The sequence below is a fragment of the Rhizobium sp. BK112 genome, from assembly GCF_014193215.1.
GTDB classification, from domain to species: Bacteria; Pseudomonadota; Alphaproteobacteria; order Rhizobiales; family Rhizobiaceae; genus Rhizobium; species Rhizobium anhuiense.
In genome coordinates this window covers 154,535-171,159 of the sequence record NZ_JACHYZ010000011.1, presented here as the reverse complement: position 1 = coordinate 171,159, position 16,625 = coordinate 154,535, and the positions used below count along the sequence as shown (strand labels likewise).

The following is a 16,625-nucleotide window of genomic DNA, read 5'->3' as shown; positions in this document are numbered from 1 at the left end:
AATTCGTGCGCATTGATGCCTTTTCGGCATCTGTCGGAAAGCTGAAGATAATTTGTGCGCCCTGCGTAAAATTTATGCACCGGAGAGATCATGCTGCACTCCAGACGCCTTCTTTACATCAACGAGATCGCCCGTTCCGGTTCGATCCGCAAGGCAGCCGCGCGCCTCAATGTTGCGTCATCGGCGGTCAACAGGCAGATTCTGGCGCTGGAGGAAGAGATCGGGGCGCCGCTTTTCGAGCGGCTGCCGCGCGGTTTGCGGCTGACGGCTGCCGGTGAACTCTGCATAGAACATATCCGGGACGTGCTGAAGAATTACGAGCGCCTGGAGGGGCGCATCCGCAGCCTCAAGATGCAGCAGGCTGGGAAGGTGCGCATGGTGACGACCGTCGGCCTTGCCGCCGGGCCGCTGCCCGAAATCATCGCGCGCTTTCTTTCAGAGCATCCACGCGTCTTCGTCCAGCTGCGCAACGATACCGGCGGCACGACGGCCAGCCCCGTTGTATCAGGCGAGGTGGATATCGGTCTCGGCTTCAATATCCCGGCCATGCCGGGGATCCGCACGCTCGGAAATTTCGATATCCCGATCGGTGTCGTGCTGCCGCCGGGCCATCACCTGATCGGTCCCGGGCCGATCAATCTTGCCGATGTCACGCAGGAAAAACTGGTTCTGGCGCAACCGGGCACCAGCCTGCGCGAGGTGATCAACCTTGCCTTTGCGCGCCTGCCCATCCCTGTCGAGCCGGTGCTGGAAACCAATGCATCGGAGATGCTGAAGCAACTCGTCAAATGCGGCACCGGGCTGACGCTGCTCAATCCGCTCGACGTCATCACCGAATGCCGGCGCGGCGAACTCGTCTTCCGTCCGATCGCCGAGCCGCATGCGCGTTACCAGCAGATGAAGCTGTTTGCGCGCGCCAGGGCGCCGCTCGACGCGGCCACCAGCCTTTTCGTCGAATATCTGCTCGCCGAACTGCTCGGCCTGGTGCAGGAATTGCAGGCCAAGGGCCATATCCCACCTGATACGAGATCCGCGGCCGAGCCTATTTCACATAGAGATTCGAAAGTGGATAGACCTTGAGGTCTTCAAGCAATTCAACAAACCCCGTGACCTGATGGCGGCAGATCGCTTCGCCCTTTTCGGCGGTGGCGACCGAGGCATCGCCGACCACGCCGAGGGGGTTGAGGTCATGCGCGATCCAGGCCAGCGAATGCGGCGGCAGGGGCTGAAGATATTTGGATTGCTGCCGCATCCGTTCGGCCTTCGAGGCGAAATTCTCTGCCTTGTCCATACGCACCAAGTCGGGGCGGAAGTGCAGCATCAACGATGTCTCGACATCGCCGCCGTGAATGCCGTATCTGCTCTCGTGATCGCTGACCATGCCTTCCGGGTGGCCGAACCGGCCCCATTGCGTGGAGACCACCGCCATTTGATGGCGCACGCGCAGTTCACGCGCGACGATGCTCATGATGTCGACATTGCCGCCGTGGGAATTGACGATCACCATCTTCCGCAGCCCGGCTTCTGCAACCTTTGCGCCAATCGCCGTCCAGACGGGGATGAGCAGTTCGGCGCTGAGCGACAACGTGCCGGGGCCGTAAATATGTTCGTTGGCCTTGCCGATCTCCTGTGTCGGAAGGACCAGGATGTCCAGATTCTCCGGCCGCTGCCTCTTCAGCTCCGCCAGCATGCCGGTCGCGATGGCGACATCGGTTGCAATCGGCAGATGCGGGCCGTGTTGTTCCGTCGAAGCGATGGGCAGAACGGCAATCGTGGTCTCGGGGGAAAGGCCGGCAAAATCATATGTGTTGAGCTCGTTCCAGTAAAACGGCGTCGCCATGCGGTCGTCCCCTTTTCGTCACCTGTCTTGACAGGAAGTAGGGAATAACGATGAGCGCGAAAAGCATCATTTTGTGTGCATGGCGCTGCCTTTTCGAGTGCGCCAATATTCCAACTGCAGTTGTCTCCGGTGTGATGCTACCGGGATCTGAACCGGAAGGCCTCGACGAAGGCGCTGAAGGCCGGCGAGGAATGGCGGCGGCTGGGATAGTAGAGATGATAGCCTTGGAAGGTCGGGCACCAATCGACAAGGACCTCCCTGAGCAAACCGGTTTCAACGTATCGTCGGATGAGGTCCTTCGGCAAATAGGCGAGGCCGACGCCGTCGAGGGCGGCATCGATCGCCGATCCGATATGGCTTAGGATCAGCTGGCCGTCGACGCGGACGCTGAACTCGCGTGCGTCCTTCTCGAATTCCCAGGCATAGAGCGCGCCCGAGGTTGGCAGCCGCAGGTTGACGCAATTGTGGAGGGTCAGGTCTTGCGGGCTTGCCGGCACGGAACGGCGGGCGAAATAATCGGGTGATCCGACCACGGCATAGGAGACATCGGAGCCGATGCGAACGGCCACCATGTCGCGTGCAACCGCCTCGCCCAGCCGAACGCCGGCGTCGAACTGACGCTCGACGATGTTCGTGAATCCGTTGTCGATAATGAGTTCCACGATGATATCAGGATAATCTCGCAAGAAGGCTGACAGTCTTGGACGAAAAACCAACGCGATGGCGTCGTCGGGACATACGATGCGGACATGGCCCGAGGGCTTGTCGCGCAGGGCGCTGATTGCGCTGATCTCGGCGGCAATGCTTTCGAAATGGGGTTCGATGCTCTCCACCAGGCGCTCCCCCGCCGCCGTCGGCGCGACATCGCGCGTCGTACGGGAGAGGAGGCGGACGCCGAGCCGTTCTTCCAGTGCCCGGATCGTATGGCTGAGGGCCGAGCGGGTGACACCCAGCTTGGCGGCCGCGCGCGTGAAGCTCCGCTCTCTGGCCACTTCGAGAAACGCCCGCATCTCGGTGAATTCGTCGCGCCGCATTGGTGAATCTCCTTCATCACACCATGCAGATTATAGCCGCTAGTCTGTCAAAACCAATCCGGCTATCTCATTCCGCAATGGACAGGAGAACGCGGAATGACCATCGAACTGACATTGGACGAGACTGTTCCGGCCGACAGCACCGTTACTCCATGGGCTGCGGTCACCTGCCTCTCGCTTCTGACCTTTCTCCTGGTGGGGCTGGAGTTCATGCCGGTGAGCCTTCTGACGCCGATCGCCCAGGATCTGGCCATTTCGGAAGGTCAGGCCGGACAAGCGATCGCTGTCTCTGGCCTTTTTGCGGTGATCACCAGTCTTTTCGGCAACGCGTTTTTGGCAAGGCTCGACCGGAAAACGGTCGTCCTGCTTTATACGGCGGTGCTGGTCGCTTCCAGTCTGGCCGTGGCTCTTGCTCCGAACTTCCTCGTCTTTCTGGTCGGGCGGGCGCTGGTCGGCATTTCGATCGGCGGCTTCTGGTCGCTGTCGACAGCCATCCTGGCACGCCTGGCTTCTGGAGCCGACCTGCCCAAGGCTATCGCCTTGCTCCAGGGCGGCACCGCATTTGCGGTCGTCATCGCTGCGCCCCTCGGTAGTTTCCTCGGCGGGCTGATCGGATGGCGTGGCACCTTCTTCATCACGGTTCCGATAGGTCTGGCTGCGCTCGTATGGCAATTGGCCGTCCTGCCGAAGATGCCGGCAACGGCAGCGGTCTCGGTTGCCAGAATCTTCGGACTGCTGCGCAATCGCAGATTCGCGATCGGAATGGCGGCGACCAGCCTCGCTTTCATCGGCCAGAACGCACTGTCGATCTATCTGCGCCCATTCCTCGAAAGCGTCACGGGCGTTGAATTGAACGGACTGTCGATGATGCTTCTCGGGCTCGGCATTGGCGGCCTGGCGGGAACATCCATTGTCGGCTTCGTCCTCCGGCGGCATCTTGCCGCCCTGCTGATCGGATTGCCGAGCGGGCTCGCGATGCTTGCCCTTCTGCTGATTGCCCTCGGTCCCTTCACGGCCGTCACAGCAGCCCTGCTGGTGCTGTGGGGGGTCTTCACCACCCCTATTCCGGTGGCCTGGAATACCTGGATGACACGCATCATTCCCGGCGAACTTGAAGCCGGCGGTGGGCTGCAGGTGGCATTGATCCAATTCGCCATCGCCGGTGGCGCCTTTGCGGGCGGGGTGCTGTTCGACACTGCCGGCTGGTGGAGCGCCTTCCTGCTCGCCGCCGTCCTGCTCGCGGGATCAGCCCTGCTCGCCGCTCTGGCGAGCCCTCGCACTTAACCTTCCGAATTCGACAAAGGAGATCGGCATGTCTCAGGGCATTGAAAACAAAGTCGTCGTCATCACAGGCGCAAGCAGCGGGCTTGGCGAGGCCACGGCACGCCATCTGGCCGAGCTCGGCGCTCTCGTCGTCCTCGGCGCGCGCCGAAGCGGGCGCATCGATGCGCTGGCGAGCGAGTTGACCGCTAGAGGCTATAAGGCCAAGGCCGTTTCCACCGACGTCACCGACCGGAACCAGGTCAAGAAACTGGTGGACACCGCGGTGGAGGAGTTCGGCCGCATCGACGTGATGCTGAACAATGCCGGTCTGATGCCGCTTGCACCACTCGAACGGCTCAAGATCGATGAGTGGGACCGTATGATCGACGTCAACATCAAGGGTGTACTTTATGGCATCGCCGCAGCGCTTCCGCACATGAAGGCCCGGAAATCCGGGCACATCATCAATGTCTCGTCCGTCTACGGTCATGTGGTCGACCCCGGTGCCACCGTCTATTGCGCCACCAAATTCGCCGTGCGCGCCCTGTCCGAAGGCCTGCGGAAGGAAGTAAAGCCCTACAATATCCGCACGACGATCATTTCTCCCGGCGCAGTCAGTACCGAACTGCTCGAGCATATCAGCGAGAAGGATATCCAGGCCGGCACGAGGGAATTCGTCAGCAAGATCGCGGTCGGTGCAGATACCTTCGCCCGCACCGTCGCGTTCGCGGTGAACGAACCCGACGACGTCGATATCAATGAGATCCTGTTTCGGCCGACTGCTCAGCCGGTCTGACGGAGTGCAGTCATGACGACATCCTCATATCTGACGCGCCGTGCACTCCTCGGCGCAACCTTCGCAACCGCAACCCTGCCGTATGCGGCCAAGGGACAGGAAGGCCGGGATCCAGCGAGCCAAGTACCGACCGATGTCAGAATCCGGATAATCTTCAACGGCATGACCATGACGGCGACGCTCTACGACAATCCGTCGGCGCTCGACCTCGCTTCGATGCTTCCCCTGGATCTCAAGATCGAAGACTACGGCAAAAACGAAAAGATCGTCTATCTCCCGCGCAAACTCACCGAGGAAGCTAGCGGTCCCTTCGATAACGAGCAGCCGGGTGATCTCTGCTACTTCAAGCCATGGGGCAACCTTGCCCTGTTTTATGCCGATTACAGCTGGGACGGGTTGATCCGGCTCGGTCGATTTGATAACGGCTTCGACCCGCTGCTGGTACGCGGCGAATTCCCGGTCCGCATCGAACGGATATGACGAGGGGGTTCACGGCTGAGGACTTCGTTTCAGTTCCTTCCGCCGGCAGGCCACGTGTTCAGCCAGTTGCGCTTCTTCACAGCACCGGTCGCGGCACGCCCCAGTCGTGCTGACCCTGAACTGGTCCGACACTTGGATGCAGGGCACGCCCACAGATCCGTCGACACATTCAGGCGTGAGGTGTCGCGCGATGCCTGGCATCTATCCTGAAACGCTTCTTGATCCTGTCGACGGGCGTCCCGTCTTGAAGCGGAACCTGGACCAGCCGGTCATAGGTCTCGAAGCCCATCTTGGCATAAAAGGCAAGACCGCTGACATTGTCGGCCCGAATGGTGGCATTGATGAAGTCGAGCCCGAGTTCCTCCGCTGCGGCCCGGGTTGCGGGAAAGAGCGCGCTGCCGACGCCTGGAGTCTTTGGGTTCATACGGGCGAAGGTCCCGATGTCGGCAAAGCCTTTCGGCGGATCGCCGTATAGGCTGAGCGACTGAAAGCCGACAAGCGACCGATCATGCTCCGCGACATGGCAGAGAAGAGGAAACTCGCCGTCGATGAACCAGTCCACGAACTCGGCAGCCGAAAGCGGTGTCTCGAGTGCTGTTGTTCCCCCAGCCCGGATGATCTCGTTGAGGAGCTCGCTCAGTTCCGCTGCGTCGGCAGAAACTGCCTTTCGAATATGCATGTTCTTGGCGACCTCCAGACTGACGGCGTATTGGCGAAGTTGGAGATTACAAATCGCCATTTCGTCCGCAAAGGCAATTGTGGTTCGACGGTTCCTCCGGCCTCTTATGTTCAGGCGTTCAAACGCTGTTGCGTCTGTCGGTCGAAGAAGTGAACCTTTGATGTTTCGAAGGAAAGCTTCACCTGCTGTTCGGGCGCCAGTTCGACACGTTCGCGAACGACCCATGTCAGCTCCCTGCCGTCGAGGTCCACGGCGACATGAGTTTCCGACCCGGTGGGTTCGACCACCTTGACCACCGCGTCCACGCCGTTCTCGCCACCGAAGCTGATATCTTCAGGACGAATACCCAGCGTCATCGGTCTGTTTGCCGAATTAACGGGAGCCCGCGAGAGCGGCACGCGGGAGCCGCCCGGCAGCGACAATACCGGGTTGCCGGCATCTTCGATGGTCCCCTCGAGAAAATTCATCGCCGGGGAACCGAGGAAACCGGCGACGAAGATGTTGCGCGGTCTGTCGTAGAGTTCGAGCGGACTGCCGATCTGTTCGACGCGGCCACCGTGCAGCACGACGATCTTGTCGGCCATGGTCATGGCCTCGATCTGGTCGTGGGTGACGTAGACGATGGTGGTCTTCAGGCGCTGGTGCAGGGCCTTGATCTCCGCCCGCATCTTCACCCGCAGTTTTGCGTCCAGATTGGAGAGCGGCTCGTCGAAGAGAAAGACTTTCGGATCGCGGACGATGGCGCGACCCATGGCGACGCGCTGGCGCTGCCCGCCGGAAAGCTGGGCGGGCTTGCGGTCGAGAAGCGGCTGCAAGCCGAGAATGGCCGCAGCCTCGCCGACCTTCTTGTCGATCTCAGGCCGCTTGGCTCCGGCGAGCTCAAGGGCAAACCCCATGTTCTGGGAGACCGTCATCTGCGGGTACAATGCGTAGTTCTGGAAGACCATCGCGATATCGCGATCCTTCGGCTGCAGATTGTTCACCACCCGGCCGTCAATGCTGATCTGGCCGGCGGTGATGTCCTCGAGCCCGGCGATCATGCGCAGCAATGTCGACTTGCCGCAGCCGGAAGGGCCGACGAGAATGGTGAATTCGCCATCGGCGATCTCGACGTCGACGCCGTGAATGATATCGACCGTGCCGAAGGACTTCTTGACGTTTCTGATGCTTAAACCTGACATCCCGGACCCTCTCGATTAGCGCTTCCTGCGCACACGCAAAGCCTGGTACGGCTTGCGCGGGATTTTCACGCCGAAGGCCGCGTCCGGCTTGCCGCCGCGCACGACCGAGCCATGGCGCGTCGGATGCGGAACGGGAGCCTCGACTTTCTCGGCCGGCGTGATCGTCATCTCCCAGGTGTCGATGATATCGACATCGTAGTCGTCGCCATCAACCGGCAGGCCGGTGGACCAGATCACCGGCTGATGCTCGCCGAAATAGATCAGGCGGAAATCGCCGTCGCCGTCACGCGCGCCGGAGACGCGCGACCACGGCCATTCGCCGATGATGCCGAGCGGTTCGAGACCGTGCTTGACGTCGGCCTCCAGGAGGTCCCGGAGGAAGCCGATGCGCTTCCATGCTTCGCCGCGCAATTCGCCACCCTTGGCCCACCAGATCAGATCCTCGGGGTGAGAATAGGTTTCGCCGTGACCGGCATAGCCGCCGCGCGCCATGGTGATCCAGAAACGGTGCACCAGCTCCCTCGGATGGAGATTGCCCCATGACTGCAAGATGTCGCCCTCATACTCGGGCTCGTCGTTGACGACGGGCTTGCCATAGGCATCGCGCCATTCCTGCGTCCGCTTGACGTCGGGGTTCTGGATGCAGGTGTGTGTCACCCACGGTTTGCGGTGATCGAAATTGGCGGTCACGTCGCCATTATGGATGGACCGCAGATGCTGGTAGGGGTCGTTTTCCTCCAGAATGTGGAAGTAGCGGTCCCACTGCTCCATCGGTTTCGTGTCGATCAGGAAATCATATTCATTGGCGAGCGACCACCAGACGTTCCGGTAGGCGGCAAGACGGGCGGCCAGATATTCGACATAGCGGAAATCCTGCGCGGCCGACATGTCGGCATAACCCCAGCGGTCATAGGGGTGGAAGATGATGATATCGGCCTCGATGCCGAGGTCGCAGAGTGCGGCGACCTGCTTTTCGAAGTGCTGGAAGGCGGCGGGGTTGGGCCGGTCGAAGTCTTCCTTGCCGTCGGAGCCGCGTTCGAAGCAGGCATGCAACGGCTCGTTGACGTTATAGGGATAATCCTTCGGAAACACGCCCATGCGCATCTTGTTGAAGCGCGCCGTCTTCAGCGTCTCCAGCGTCTGCTTCTGCATGTCGAACGGTTGATGCGTCCAGGCGTAGCAGGTCGTTCCGAAGGAGAGGAACGGCGTGCCGTCGGCATAGGCGAAATGGAATTTGTTGCGCACGCGCACCGGGCCGTGATTGCCGGCCGAAGGTGCGGTCGCGGCCAAAACACCCGTCTTGCCGTCGAGGGCCGCGGTCTTGGAGCGCGTCTGGAACGACCACTCGCCTTCGCTATCGGGCATGAAGCGAATGCGGTAGGTGCCGTTACCATCATAGAAGCCCGGCACGCGGACTTCGCGGCTCTTCTGGGTGAAGACGGCATCGAATGCTACGTCGAGATAGGGATTGCCGCCGGCAGGCCCTTCGAAGGAGGCCTCGAACACACCCCATTTTTCGACTGTTGCATCGGACATTCTGTCTCTCCTCGTAGAATGATTTTGTGATCAGCCTTTGACGGCGCCGGAGGTGAGGCCGGAGACGAAGTAGCGCTGGAACATGAGATAGACGATCGTCGCCGGCAGCACGGTCATGACGATCGCCGCGTTGAGCTGGCCGTAATTGCTGGAGAACTGCCCCTGAAACGACATCAGGCCGAGCGGCAGCGTCCACATGTGCTGGTCCTGAAGCAGCACCAGCGCCATGGCGAATTCGTTCCAGGTGGAAACGAAGTCGAGGATGAGCAGTGCGGCGAGGACGGGCAGGCATACCGGCAGAAAGATCCGCCGGAAGATGACGAAGTGGCTGGCGCCGTCGATCAGCGCTGCCTCCGATAGCTCCTTCGGAATGCCCTTGAAGAAGCCGTGCAGGATGAAAACCTGATAGGGAACGCCGAAGGCGATGTAGGGAAGGATGACGCCCGGATAGGTGTCGATGAGGCCGAAGGAATTGACCAGGGTGAAGAGCGGCGCAAGCATCACCTGGAAGGGGATCATCGTGCCGAACACGACGAGCAGCAGCAGCGCCTTGGTGATCTTCAACTTGATCTTGGCAAGGGCATAAGCGGCCATCGCCGACAGGAACAGGCCGAGCGGCACCTTGATGACGGTGATGATGACGCTGTTGAAGAAGGAGTTTGCGAAATTGCCGCGGCTCCATGCGGCGCCATAGTTTTCGAAGGCAAGCTCGGCCGGCGGCATGAAGGCGCCGGTGCTCGTCACCGCCGCCGGCGTCTTCAGCGAGGTGAAGACGATGAAGACGAATGGCGCGACCCAGACGAGCGCCACGATGACAAGCGTTATCCAGAGGCCGATCAGAACGGGATCGCGCTTCATCGACGATGGTTGGGCTTCGAGATGCACGGCGGCATGGTCGGTCGGCACTGCTGTCACGATTCGACCTCCTCGTGCTTCTGGGTCCATCTGAGATAGGGAATGACGACGGCCATGGTGATCAGCAGCAGCACGACGGATATTGCCGCACCTCGTCCGAAATCGAAGATCTGCATGGCCTGCGTGAACGCCCAGAGCGCCAGCATCTGGGTGGACTGCGCCGGACCGCCGCCCGTCAAACCGTAGACGATGTCGAAAGCCTTCAGCGACGAGATGACGGAGAGAACGAGGACGATGGTGATCGTCGGGCGCAACGCCGGCAATGTCACATGTTTGAACACCGCCCAGCGGCCGGCGCCATCGATGCGCGCCGCTTCGACGAGCGTCTGAGAGACGTTCTGCAGGCCGGCCAGGAATAGAACCATCGAGAAGCCGACCGTCTGCCAGAGATAGGCGACGAAGACGGAATAAAGCGCGATATCCTTATTGCCCAGCCAATCCTTGATCCAGATCTGCATGCCCCAGGAGGTCAGCAGTTGGGCGAACAGGCCGAAGAAGGGATCGTACATCCACTTCCACATGGTGGCGACGGCGATCGGCGCGATGATCACAGGCAGATAGAAGATGGCCCTGAGGCCATTGCGGCCGAATATTTTCTGGTTGAGGCTGAGCGCCAGCAGCAGTCCGACCAGCGGCGGAAAGATCAGGCTCATCACGGTCCAGATCACCGTGTTGCGGAACGCCACCCAGAAGACCGGATCTTTGGTGAAAATCGCCGAATAGTTCGCAAGGCCGACGAATTGCCGATTGGGATCGAGCCCGTTCCACTTCTGGAAGCTCAGGATCACGACGTTGAGCATCGGGTAGAGCGCGAAGACCGCATAGATCGCCAGCGCCGGCACGAGCAGGATGAGCGCTTGCACGCGCGGATCATGTGTCGATTGTCGAAGTGACATGCTTTCCTCCTGGCAGTGAAAAGCCGCTGCCAGCTGATGAAAGAATGTGCCAGCCGATCAACTCAGAGGTCGATCGACTGGCGCTTGGGAGGGATCAGCTTCTGCTGGCGATGAAGCTCTGCAACTGCTTGGCCGCCTCGGCCGGTTCGGTGCTGCCGGAAGCGACATCATTGATGACGCGGAAATATTCCGTCGTGACATCGAGCGGGAAGGCCTGGTCGCCGTTCATGTAGACCTTGCCGTATTTCTGGAAGATGCCCAGCCATTCGGCTTCGAGCGGCTTCTGATTGGCATACTGGACGTTCTTGTTGACGGAGGTCGAGCTCAATTGGCCGAGCAGATCCTGCTGCACCTTCGTCGACAGGAAATAGTCGAGGAATTTCGCCGCTATGTCGGGGTTCTTGCTCTTGGTGCTGATATAATTGTACTCGGCAAAGCCGTAGAGACGGTCGGTATTTGTGGGGAAGGGGAAGATGCCGTAATCGTCGAGATTGGCGCCGGAGCCGTTGAGTTGGCTGACCAGCCAGTCGCCTTCGAGCATCATCGCTGCACGACCGGCCGTGAAGAGGCTGTAGGACTGTTTGTTGTCGATACCCATGAACGGCTGCAGCGTATAGTCCTTCGTCCACTTCGCAAACTCCGCGAAGGAACCCGTCGCGCAGGGTTCTTTGGTCCAGTCCAACGTCATCGCCTTCAGCGCGTCGTGCTTTTCGGCGCCGCACTTGGTTTCGAGGATAACGTCCATGAGGCGCATGACGTGCCAGTTGACCGTGCCGCCAAAGGTGAAGGCGGGGATGCCCGCGGCCTTCAGCTTATCGGCCGCGGCAAGGAGTTCCTCGTAGGTCTTCGGCTCTTCCTTGATGCCGGCCTGTTCGAAAAGCTTCTTATTGTAGTAGACGGCTTCGCCCTTGAAGGTGAAGGGAACACCGTGCTTGCCGCCGGTATAGAGGTCGGCGAAAGCGGCAGCCGACGGCAGCAATTCGTCGTTCCACTTATACTCGGTGTAATACTTGTCGAGTGGCAGCGACAGGCCGGCCTTCACATACTCGCCGCCGAGGCCGAGACCCGCCCAGCTGAAATAAATGTCGGGTCCTTTGTCCGAGCCCGCGGCGACGCGGAGCGCGGTCTTGTGTTCATCGACGGCGCGCTGAACGATCTCGACATGCGTCCCGGGATTTGCAGCTTCGAAGTCCGTCGCCACCTTCTTGAGGGCCGTATTGGCAGCATTATTGTCGAAGTTGAGGGTCCAGAGCGTGATGTCTTCAGCAAGAACCGGTGTTGCCGAAAGTGACGCCATGGCGATCGCAACGATGCTCGCAGTCTTCAATTTCGCAGAAAGGGTCAGCATTACCGTCCTCCTCTTGTAAGCCGGGACCCTTTTTGCAGATAGTCATTGACATGTCAACTGGTATGATGAGCTAACCATCGTGCCGTCGAGCAAATTTGGCCATCGCGGCGATGATGATGACCGCCGATGCCGCACCGGGATCGATGTGCCCGATAGCCCGGTCTCCCAATCGCGAAGCCCGTCCTTTCGCTGCCGTCATGTCTTTGGTTGCGTCACAGCCGACGCGGGCTGCATGCACTGCCATGTCGAAGCATTCGGGAAGCGGCTTTCCTGTCCCCCACGCATCAAGTGCCGCGTCGGCCGCGGGCTTCCAGGCGTCGACCATCGTCTTTTCACCGGCTTCGGCCTTTCCGCGTTCCTGGATTCCCGTCGCCATGGCTGCGAAAACGCGGACGAAATCGTCATCGGTCAAGGTCTGCCTGTCCTTGGCTGCGGCCGCGGCGCGCATGAAGGCCGTGGCATATAAGGGGCCGGACGAAGCACCGACCGCATTCAGGAATGCCTTTGCCGCAACGTTGAACAGCAGCGTCGGTGGAGTTTCCATATCGAGCTCGCCGACCGCCTTGGCGGCAGCCTGACAGCCTCCGTCCATGGCAAGGCCGTGATCGCCATCGCCGATGGCGCCGTCCAGCTCGCAAAGATGGTCGCGCTCTGCCGCGATATCCTCGGCAATCCCGGCAAACAGTTGTTGCAGGTCTTTTGTGGTAATCGTCATCGATCACCTCGCAAACATCGCGCAATCGCACGGGTGGTCGATCAACCGCTGAAGCTCGTCGTCGAGATGCATGACGGTGATCGAGGCGCCGGCCATTTCAAGCGAGGTGCAATAGTTGCCGACGAGCGACGTGTGGATGACGAGCCCGGCATCGTCGAGTCGGGACTTCACGCGCCGCATCATGATATAGAGTTCCATCAGCGGAGTCGAACCTAGCGAGTTGACGAGCACGGCGACACGATCGCCTGGGTCCGCCTTCATCTCCCGAAGCATGCTGTCCATCAGCTCGTCGGTCACGGCATCGGCCGACCTCAGCGGCTCGCGCGCCATGCCGGGCTCTCCATGGATTCCCATGCCGATCTCCATCTCGTCCTCGCCGATCAGGAAGTTCGGCCGGAGGGTCTGGGGCAGCGAACAGGGAGAGAGCGCCACACCCATCGTATAGGTTCGTGCATTGGCATGGCGGGCGGCGCGCTCGACATCGTCGAAAGAGTAGAGAAGATCGCATGCCGCTCCGGCGGCCTTGAAGATGAAGACGTTGCCCGCCACGCCGCGTCGCCTGTCCCTCTGATCGGCAGGAGCGGACGCCACGTCATCTGTGGTTAGGACGGTGCGGACCTCGATCTCGTCGAGCGCCAGCATCTCGGCGGCCATGTCGAAATTCATCACGTCGCCGGCATAATTGCCGTACATGAACAGGACGCCGGCGCCGCCGTCGACCGCCTTGGCGCAGGCGATGATCGGATCGGGCGGCGGCGAGGCGAAGACATTGCCGATCGCGGCGGCATCCGCCAGCCCCTTGCCGACAAACCCCAGAAAGGTCGGCTCATGCCCGGATCCGCCGCCGATGACCAGGCCGACCTTGCCTTTGCGCGGTCCGTTTCTGGCAATGATCGCGCGGGGCATGTCTTCGACTGCGTAAAGATGGCGTGGATGCGCCGCGAGGATCCCTTGCAGCATCTCATCGACGGCATCTGCGCCGGAATTGATAAGCTTCTTCGTCTTCACGCCGATCCTCCCCAGTGAGCTCCGATTGCATAGATGCGGCTGATGCGCCGGAGGTCAATCCGCCAGCGGCAAGACCGCGGTGGCGAAGGGTGCGAGCAGCAGATCCTTCCCCGATGCGGGGTAATCGACTCTTCGCTCTCCGCTCGTCAGATTGACGACGTGGAGCCTGTTTCCTGCGGCGTCCCGCGCAACGAAAGACAGCACTTCGGAGGGCGAGGACGAGATGCATTCCTGCCAGAATGCACCAGCCAAGGCGGACAAAGTCCGCACCGCATTGAACAGCGGACGCCGCCCACCCTGCTCGATCGGCTCGGCCGGACCGGCAATCAGACCGAACGGACCGGTCAAGGCCGAGAGCGTCAGGCATTCGAGACCGGCATCCAGCACTCTGATTGCGTAACCGAGTGCGAAAGCTTCCGCGAAACGGCCGTTGTGGCGCGGGTCGCGGTTGGCCATGGGTATGCGTGCGCCCATGGGATTATCCATTGTGCGGCTGCCATAGGGGTTCTGCCGCATCGGGATCGTCGAGGGGCCGATCCGGTAGGGCTTGTCGCCGTAGATGGCACGAACGGAGCGGGTGATGAAGGGCAGCGCTTCCAATGTCTGCATGACGCTGAGATCGTCGGCCGCATGCACGATGGGGTTGGTGCAGTGGCTGACGAAGTCGAGCTGCCCATCCGGCGCGCGCTTGCGGTTGAGTTCGGTGAAATAGCTCAGCATGCCGCCGCCGATGCGAATACCGGGAAAGGCGGCGCGGGCGGCGGCATAGACCGCGTCCAAAGGCGGGCAATCCGGCCATGTGCTGCCGGGCGGCGTCGATTGCCGGTCGACGGATGGCGAGATCATGATCGCATCCGGCTTGAATGCCGCCAGCTGCATTTGGTGGGCGATCTCGGCCGCCTCGCTTGCCGGCGACGATTTGCAGGGGAGGGCGATCTCCAGCGTCGAGCGGCCGCGGTGGACGGCGGCGATCGCGGTAAAAGTCTTCAGTGCTTCGGCGGCATGCCCGGCATCCGGATCGAAATGAAAGAGGAGTTCCCGCGGCGCGATCTCCGACAGGACGGCCTTTGCCATGAGCGTCGCATCGGCCTCCTCAGGCGTCACGATCACGCCGATATCGGGCATGATGCCGGTCCGCTCTCCAAGCTTGAGTTTTATCGCGCCGCCCAAGGTCGCAGGCGCGAAGCGCGGTGCGGAATGCCTGGTGTCTCTGATAACAAGCGACGTCTTTTGCCGGACAGGTTGGTTGGCAGAGATCTGGTAGGGCCAGGGCAGAGCGAGCGGTCTGACATATGTCTTATAGGATGCGTCCGACCAGTTTCTTTGATCTTCCATTTCAAAGGTGTCGCCCTCCATCCGGCATTCAGCCTGAACGTCAGGCATGACCCGGTGGGTGATGGCGCGCATGTCCTTGAATGGTTGCCAGGGTTCGATGACATCGGGGAACCGTGTCGTCACGATCTCCCCGTCGACATGCTCGACCTTGGCCGGCGAACCCGCCACGCCGACGATTGGATGCAGGATGCAGAAGCCGCAGCGGTTGGTCTCGAAGCCGGTCTCGGTCATGGCTTCGCCCTCGAAATCGAGCCGGTCCTGATATGCCGCGATGCGAACATCGATAACGAGCCTCGTGTCGCCGGGTCCCTCGCAGCGGGCCTGATAAGCGACTTCGAAACGGTCTTCCTTCTGCTCGATCCTGAGATCGACGATTTCAGGGCTGTAGGTGCCCCAGTCCCGGTCGCGAACGAGATAAGAAATCGCCCGTAGCACCTCGATGCCGTCGTAGCGGATCGCGCGGAGGTTGCCATCGGCGAGGTCGGCGGTCAGCTTTCCGGCCCTCAGCCGAACCGGCGGCCTCTCGACCAGGTGGGTGCCGTAGAGCTGGAACGCATTGATCGTCATCGCAGCATCGCTCCGACATCGATCGTCTGTCCCCTGGCAGCGCTGTCATAGGCGGCCTCGACGAGGGCGAAGGTCTTCAGATTATCGGCCCCCGAGGTCGAGTGCTCCGCGCCGCGCTTGATTTGATCGACCCAATGCTGCTGGATCGCATAGACGCTCTCCTGGATGTTGTGCCAAGGCCGCGAGGCCCAGGACAACAACTTCGGAGAGACATCCATTGTGGTGGTGCCCCTGCCGTGGGCGATTTCAAGGCGGTAGCCCTGGGTCAGGCGGATCGTGCCCTCGGAGCCGTCGAGCTCGATCAGCGTTTCGGGAAACGGCTCTTTCGAGAGCTTGGTGGCGTAGCTGACGTCGACCACCGACGTGGCGTCGTTTTCATGATCGAGCAGAATGGTTGCGACATCCTCGCCCTTGATCTTGGGATTGACCCGTTTGGTGCGGGCCGTCAGTGATCTGATATCGCCGAGGATATAGCGGGCGATATCGAGCGTATGAATGCCGAGATCTTCGATGATGAAGCGCTCGCCTTCGGCAAGATACGGCTGGCCGGAGAAGACGTCGTAACCCGAGCGGAAGGAGAAGCGGCCCCAGAAGGGCGTGCCGATGGCGCCAGCATCGAGCGCCTTGCGGACCGCCTGGATCGGCGTCTGCCAGCGAAAATTCTCGTGCACCATCAGGGCCACGCCGGCATTGCGGCAAGCCTCGACCATCGCCTTTGCATCCGACAGCGTCTTGGCGAAGGGTTTCTGGCAGATGGCCGGCACCTTATTCACTGCGGCCATTTCCACCAGAGCGCGGTGACTCTGGACCGTCGTGGCGATGTCGACGAAATCGAAGCCGCCATCGGCAAACATGGCCTCGGCATCGCGGTAGCGGCGATCGATACCGAACTGGTCGCCGACGACCTTCAGCCGCTCCGGATCGCGATCGCAGATCGCGACGATGTCAGCACCTTCGACATCTTTCCAGGCGTGCATCTGGTTGATCGCGAAGAAACCGCAGCCGATCAAAGCCCCCTTCAACTCGGTCATC

The 16,625-nt window shown here is 61.0% G+C and carries 16 protein-coding genes; 4 read left to right on the top strand and 12 right to left on the bottom strand.

Going from position 1 to position 16,625, the window contains the following annotated elements; genetic code table 11:
- Nucleotides 1-90: 90 nt before the first annotated feature.
- Nucleotides 91-1,080 (top strand): LysR family transcriptional regulator, encoded by a 990-nt coding sequence (locus FHT75_RS26920; RefSeq protein WP_028756733.1) that lies wholly within the window; start codon nt 91-93, stop codon nt 1,078-1,080.
- Here the strand turns inward: FHT75_RS26920 and FHT75_RS26915 are convergent.
- Nucleotides 1,043-1,840 (bottom strand): creatininase family protein, encoded by a 798-nt coding sequence (locus FHT75_RS26915; RefSeq protein WP_028756734.1) that lies wholly within the window; start codon nt 1,838-1,840, stop codon nt 1,043-1,045. The genes FHT75_RS26920 and FHT75_RS26915 overlap by 38 nt on opposite strands.
- A gap of 137 nt (nt 1,841-1,977) precedes the next feature.
- On the bottom strand, nt 1,978-2,874 hold the full coding sequence (locus FHT75_RS26910; RefSeq protein ID WP_183845268.1) for a LysR family transcriptional regulator: 897 nt from the start codon (nt 2,872-2,874) through the stop codon (nt 1,978-1,980).
- A gap of 96 nt (nt 2,875-2,970) precedes the next feature.
- Between FHT75_RS26910 and FHT75_RS26905 the strand changes: the two genes are divergently transcribed.
- The 3 genes from FHT75_RS26905 to FHT75_RS26895 are packed head-to-tail and all read left to right on the top strand — an operon-like array spanning nt 2,971 to nt 5,413.
- The gene (locus FHT75_RS26905) at nt 2,971-4,158 is read left to right on the top strand and encodes an MFS transporter (protein WP_183845269.1); all 1,188 of its coding nucleotides are present in this window, start codon (nt 2,971-2,973) and stop codon (nt 4,156-4,158) included.
- Nucleotides 4,159-4,186: 28 nt separating this feature from the next.
- Nucleotides 4,187-4,933 carry an SDR family oxidoreductase gene (locus tag FHT75_RS26900; protein ID WP_183845270.1) on the top strand — a complete coding sequence of 249 codons (747 nt, stop codon included), beginning with the start codon at nt 4,187-4,189 and terminating at the stop codon, nt 4,931-4,933.
- A 12-nt stretch (nt 4,934-4,945) separates the two neighbouring features.
- On the top strand, nt 4,946-5,413 hold the full coding sequence (locus FHT75_RS26895) for a cyclophilin-like fold protein (RefSeq protein WP_063474067.1): 468 nt from the start codon (nt 4,946-4,948) through the stop codon (nt 5,411-5,413).
- A 169-nt stretch (nt 5,414-5,582) separates the two neighbouring features.
- On the opposite strand, the gene FHT75_RS26890 is transcribed toward FHT75_RS26895, so the two are convergent.
- From FHT75_RS26890 to FHT75_RS26845, 10 genes are all read right to left on the bottom strand, one after another.
- Nucleotides 5,583-6,092, bottom strand: coding sequence for a GNAT family N-acetyltransferase (locus tag FHT75_RS26890; protein ID WP_183845271.1), 510 nt, complete (start codon nt 6,090-6,092; stop codon nt 5,583-5,585).
- A gap of 110 nt (nt 6,093-6,202) precedes the next feature.
- Nucleotides 6,203-7,273 (bottom strand): ABC transporter ATP-binding protein, encoded by a 1,071-nt coding sequence (locus tag FHT75_RS26885; protein ID WP_028756740.1) that lies wholly within the window; start codon nt 7,271-7,273, stop codon nt 6,203-6,205.
- A 15-nt stretch (nt 7,274-7,288) separates the two neighbouring features.
- The gene (locus tag FHT75_RS26880; protein ID WP_063474068.1) at nt 7,289-8,809 is read right to left on the bottom strand and encodes a DUF5060 domain-containing protein; all 1,521 of its coding nucleotides are present in this window, start codon (nt 8,807-8,809) and stop codon (nt 7,289-7,291) included.
- A 30-nt stretch (nt 8,810-8,839) separates the two neighbouring features.
- On the bottom strand, nt 8,840-9,724 hold the full coding sequence (locus FHT75_RS26875; RefSeq protein ID WP_028756742.1) for a carbohydrate ABC transporter permease: 885 nt from the start codon (nt 9,722-9,724) through the stop codon (nt 8,840-8,842).
- The gene (locus tag FHT75_RS26870; RefSeq protein ID WP_183845272.1) at nt 9,721-10,620 is read right to left on the bottom strand and encodes a carbohydrate ABC transporter permease; all 900 of its coding nucleotides are present in this window, start codon (nt 10,618-10,620) and stop codon (nt 9,721-9,723) included. Before FHT75_RS26870 ends, FHT75_RS26875 begins: the two co-directional genes overlap by 4 nt.
- Before the next feature lie 94 nt (nt 10,621-10,714).
- Entirely contained in the window at nt 10,715-11,968 is a 1,254-nt protein-coding gene (locus FHT75_RS26865; protein WP_183845273.1) for an ABC transporter substrate-binding protein, read from the bottom strand.
- A gap of 70 nt (nt 11,969-12,038) precedes the next feature.
- Nucleotides 12,039-12,683: a dihydroxyacetone kinase subunit DhaL gene (dhaL, locus tag FHT75_RS26860; protein ID WP_183845274.1), complete on the bottom strand. Its 645-nt coding sequence runs from the start codon at nt 12,681-12,683 to the stop codon at nt 12,039-12,041.
- Nucleotides 12,684-12,686: 3 nt separating this feature from the next.
- The gene (locus tag FHT75_RS26855) at nt 12,687-13,691 is read right to left on the bottom strand and encodes a dihydroxyacetone kinase subunit DhaK (RefSeq protein ID WP_097595400.1); all 1,005 of its coding nucleotides are present in this window, start codon (nt 13,689-13,691) and stop codon (nt 12,687-12,689) included.
- 54 nt (nt 13,692-13,745) lie between these two features.
- Nucleotides 13,746-15,593, bottom strand: a complete 1,848-nt coding sequence (locus tag FHT75_RS26850) for a hypothetical protein (RefSeq protein ID WP_183845275.1) — start codon at nt 15,591-15,593, stop codon at nt 13,746-13,748.
- A complete protein-coding gene (locus FHT75_RS26845) occupies nt 15,590-16,624 on the bottom strand; it encodes a Gfo/Idh/MocA family protein (RefSeq protein ID WP_097595396.1) in 1,035 nt (344 codons plus the stop codon). The genes FHT75_RS26850 and FHT75_RS26845 overlap by 4 nt, the downstream gene beginning before the upstream one ends.
- Between the last annotated feature and the right edge of the window lies 1 nt (nt 16,625).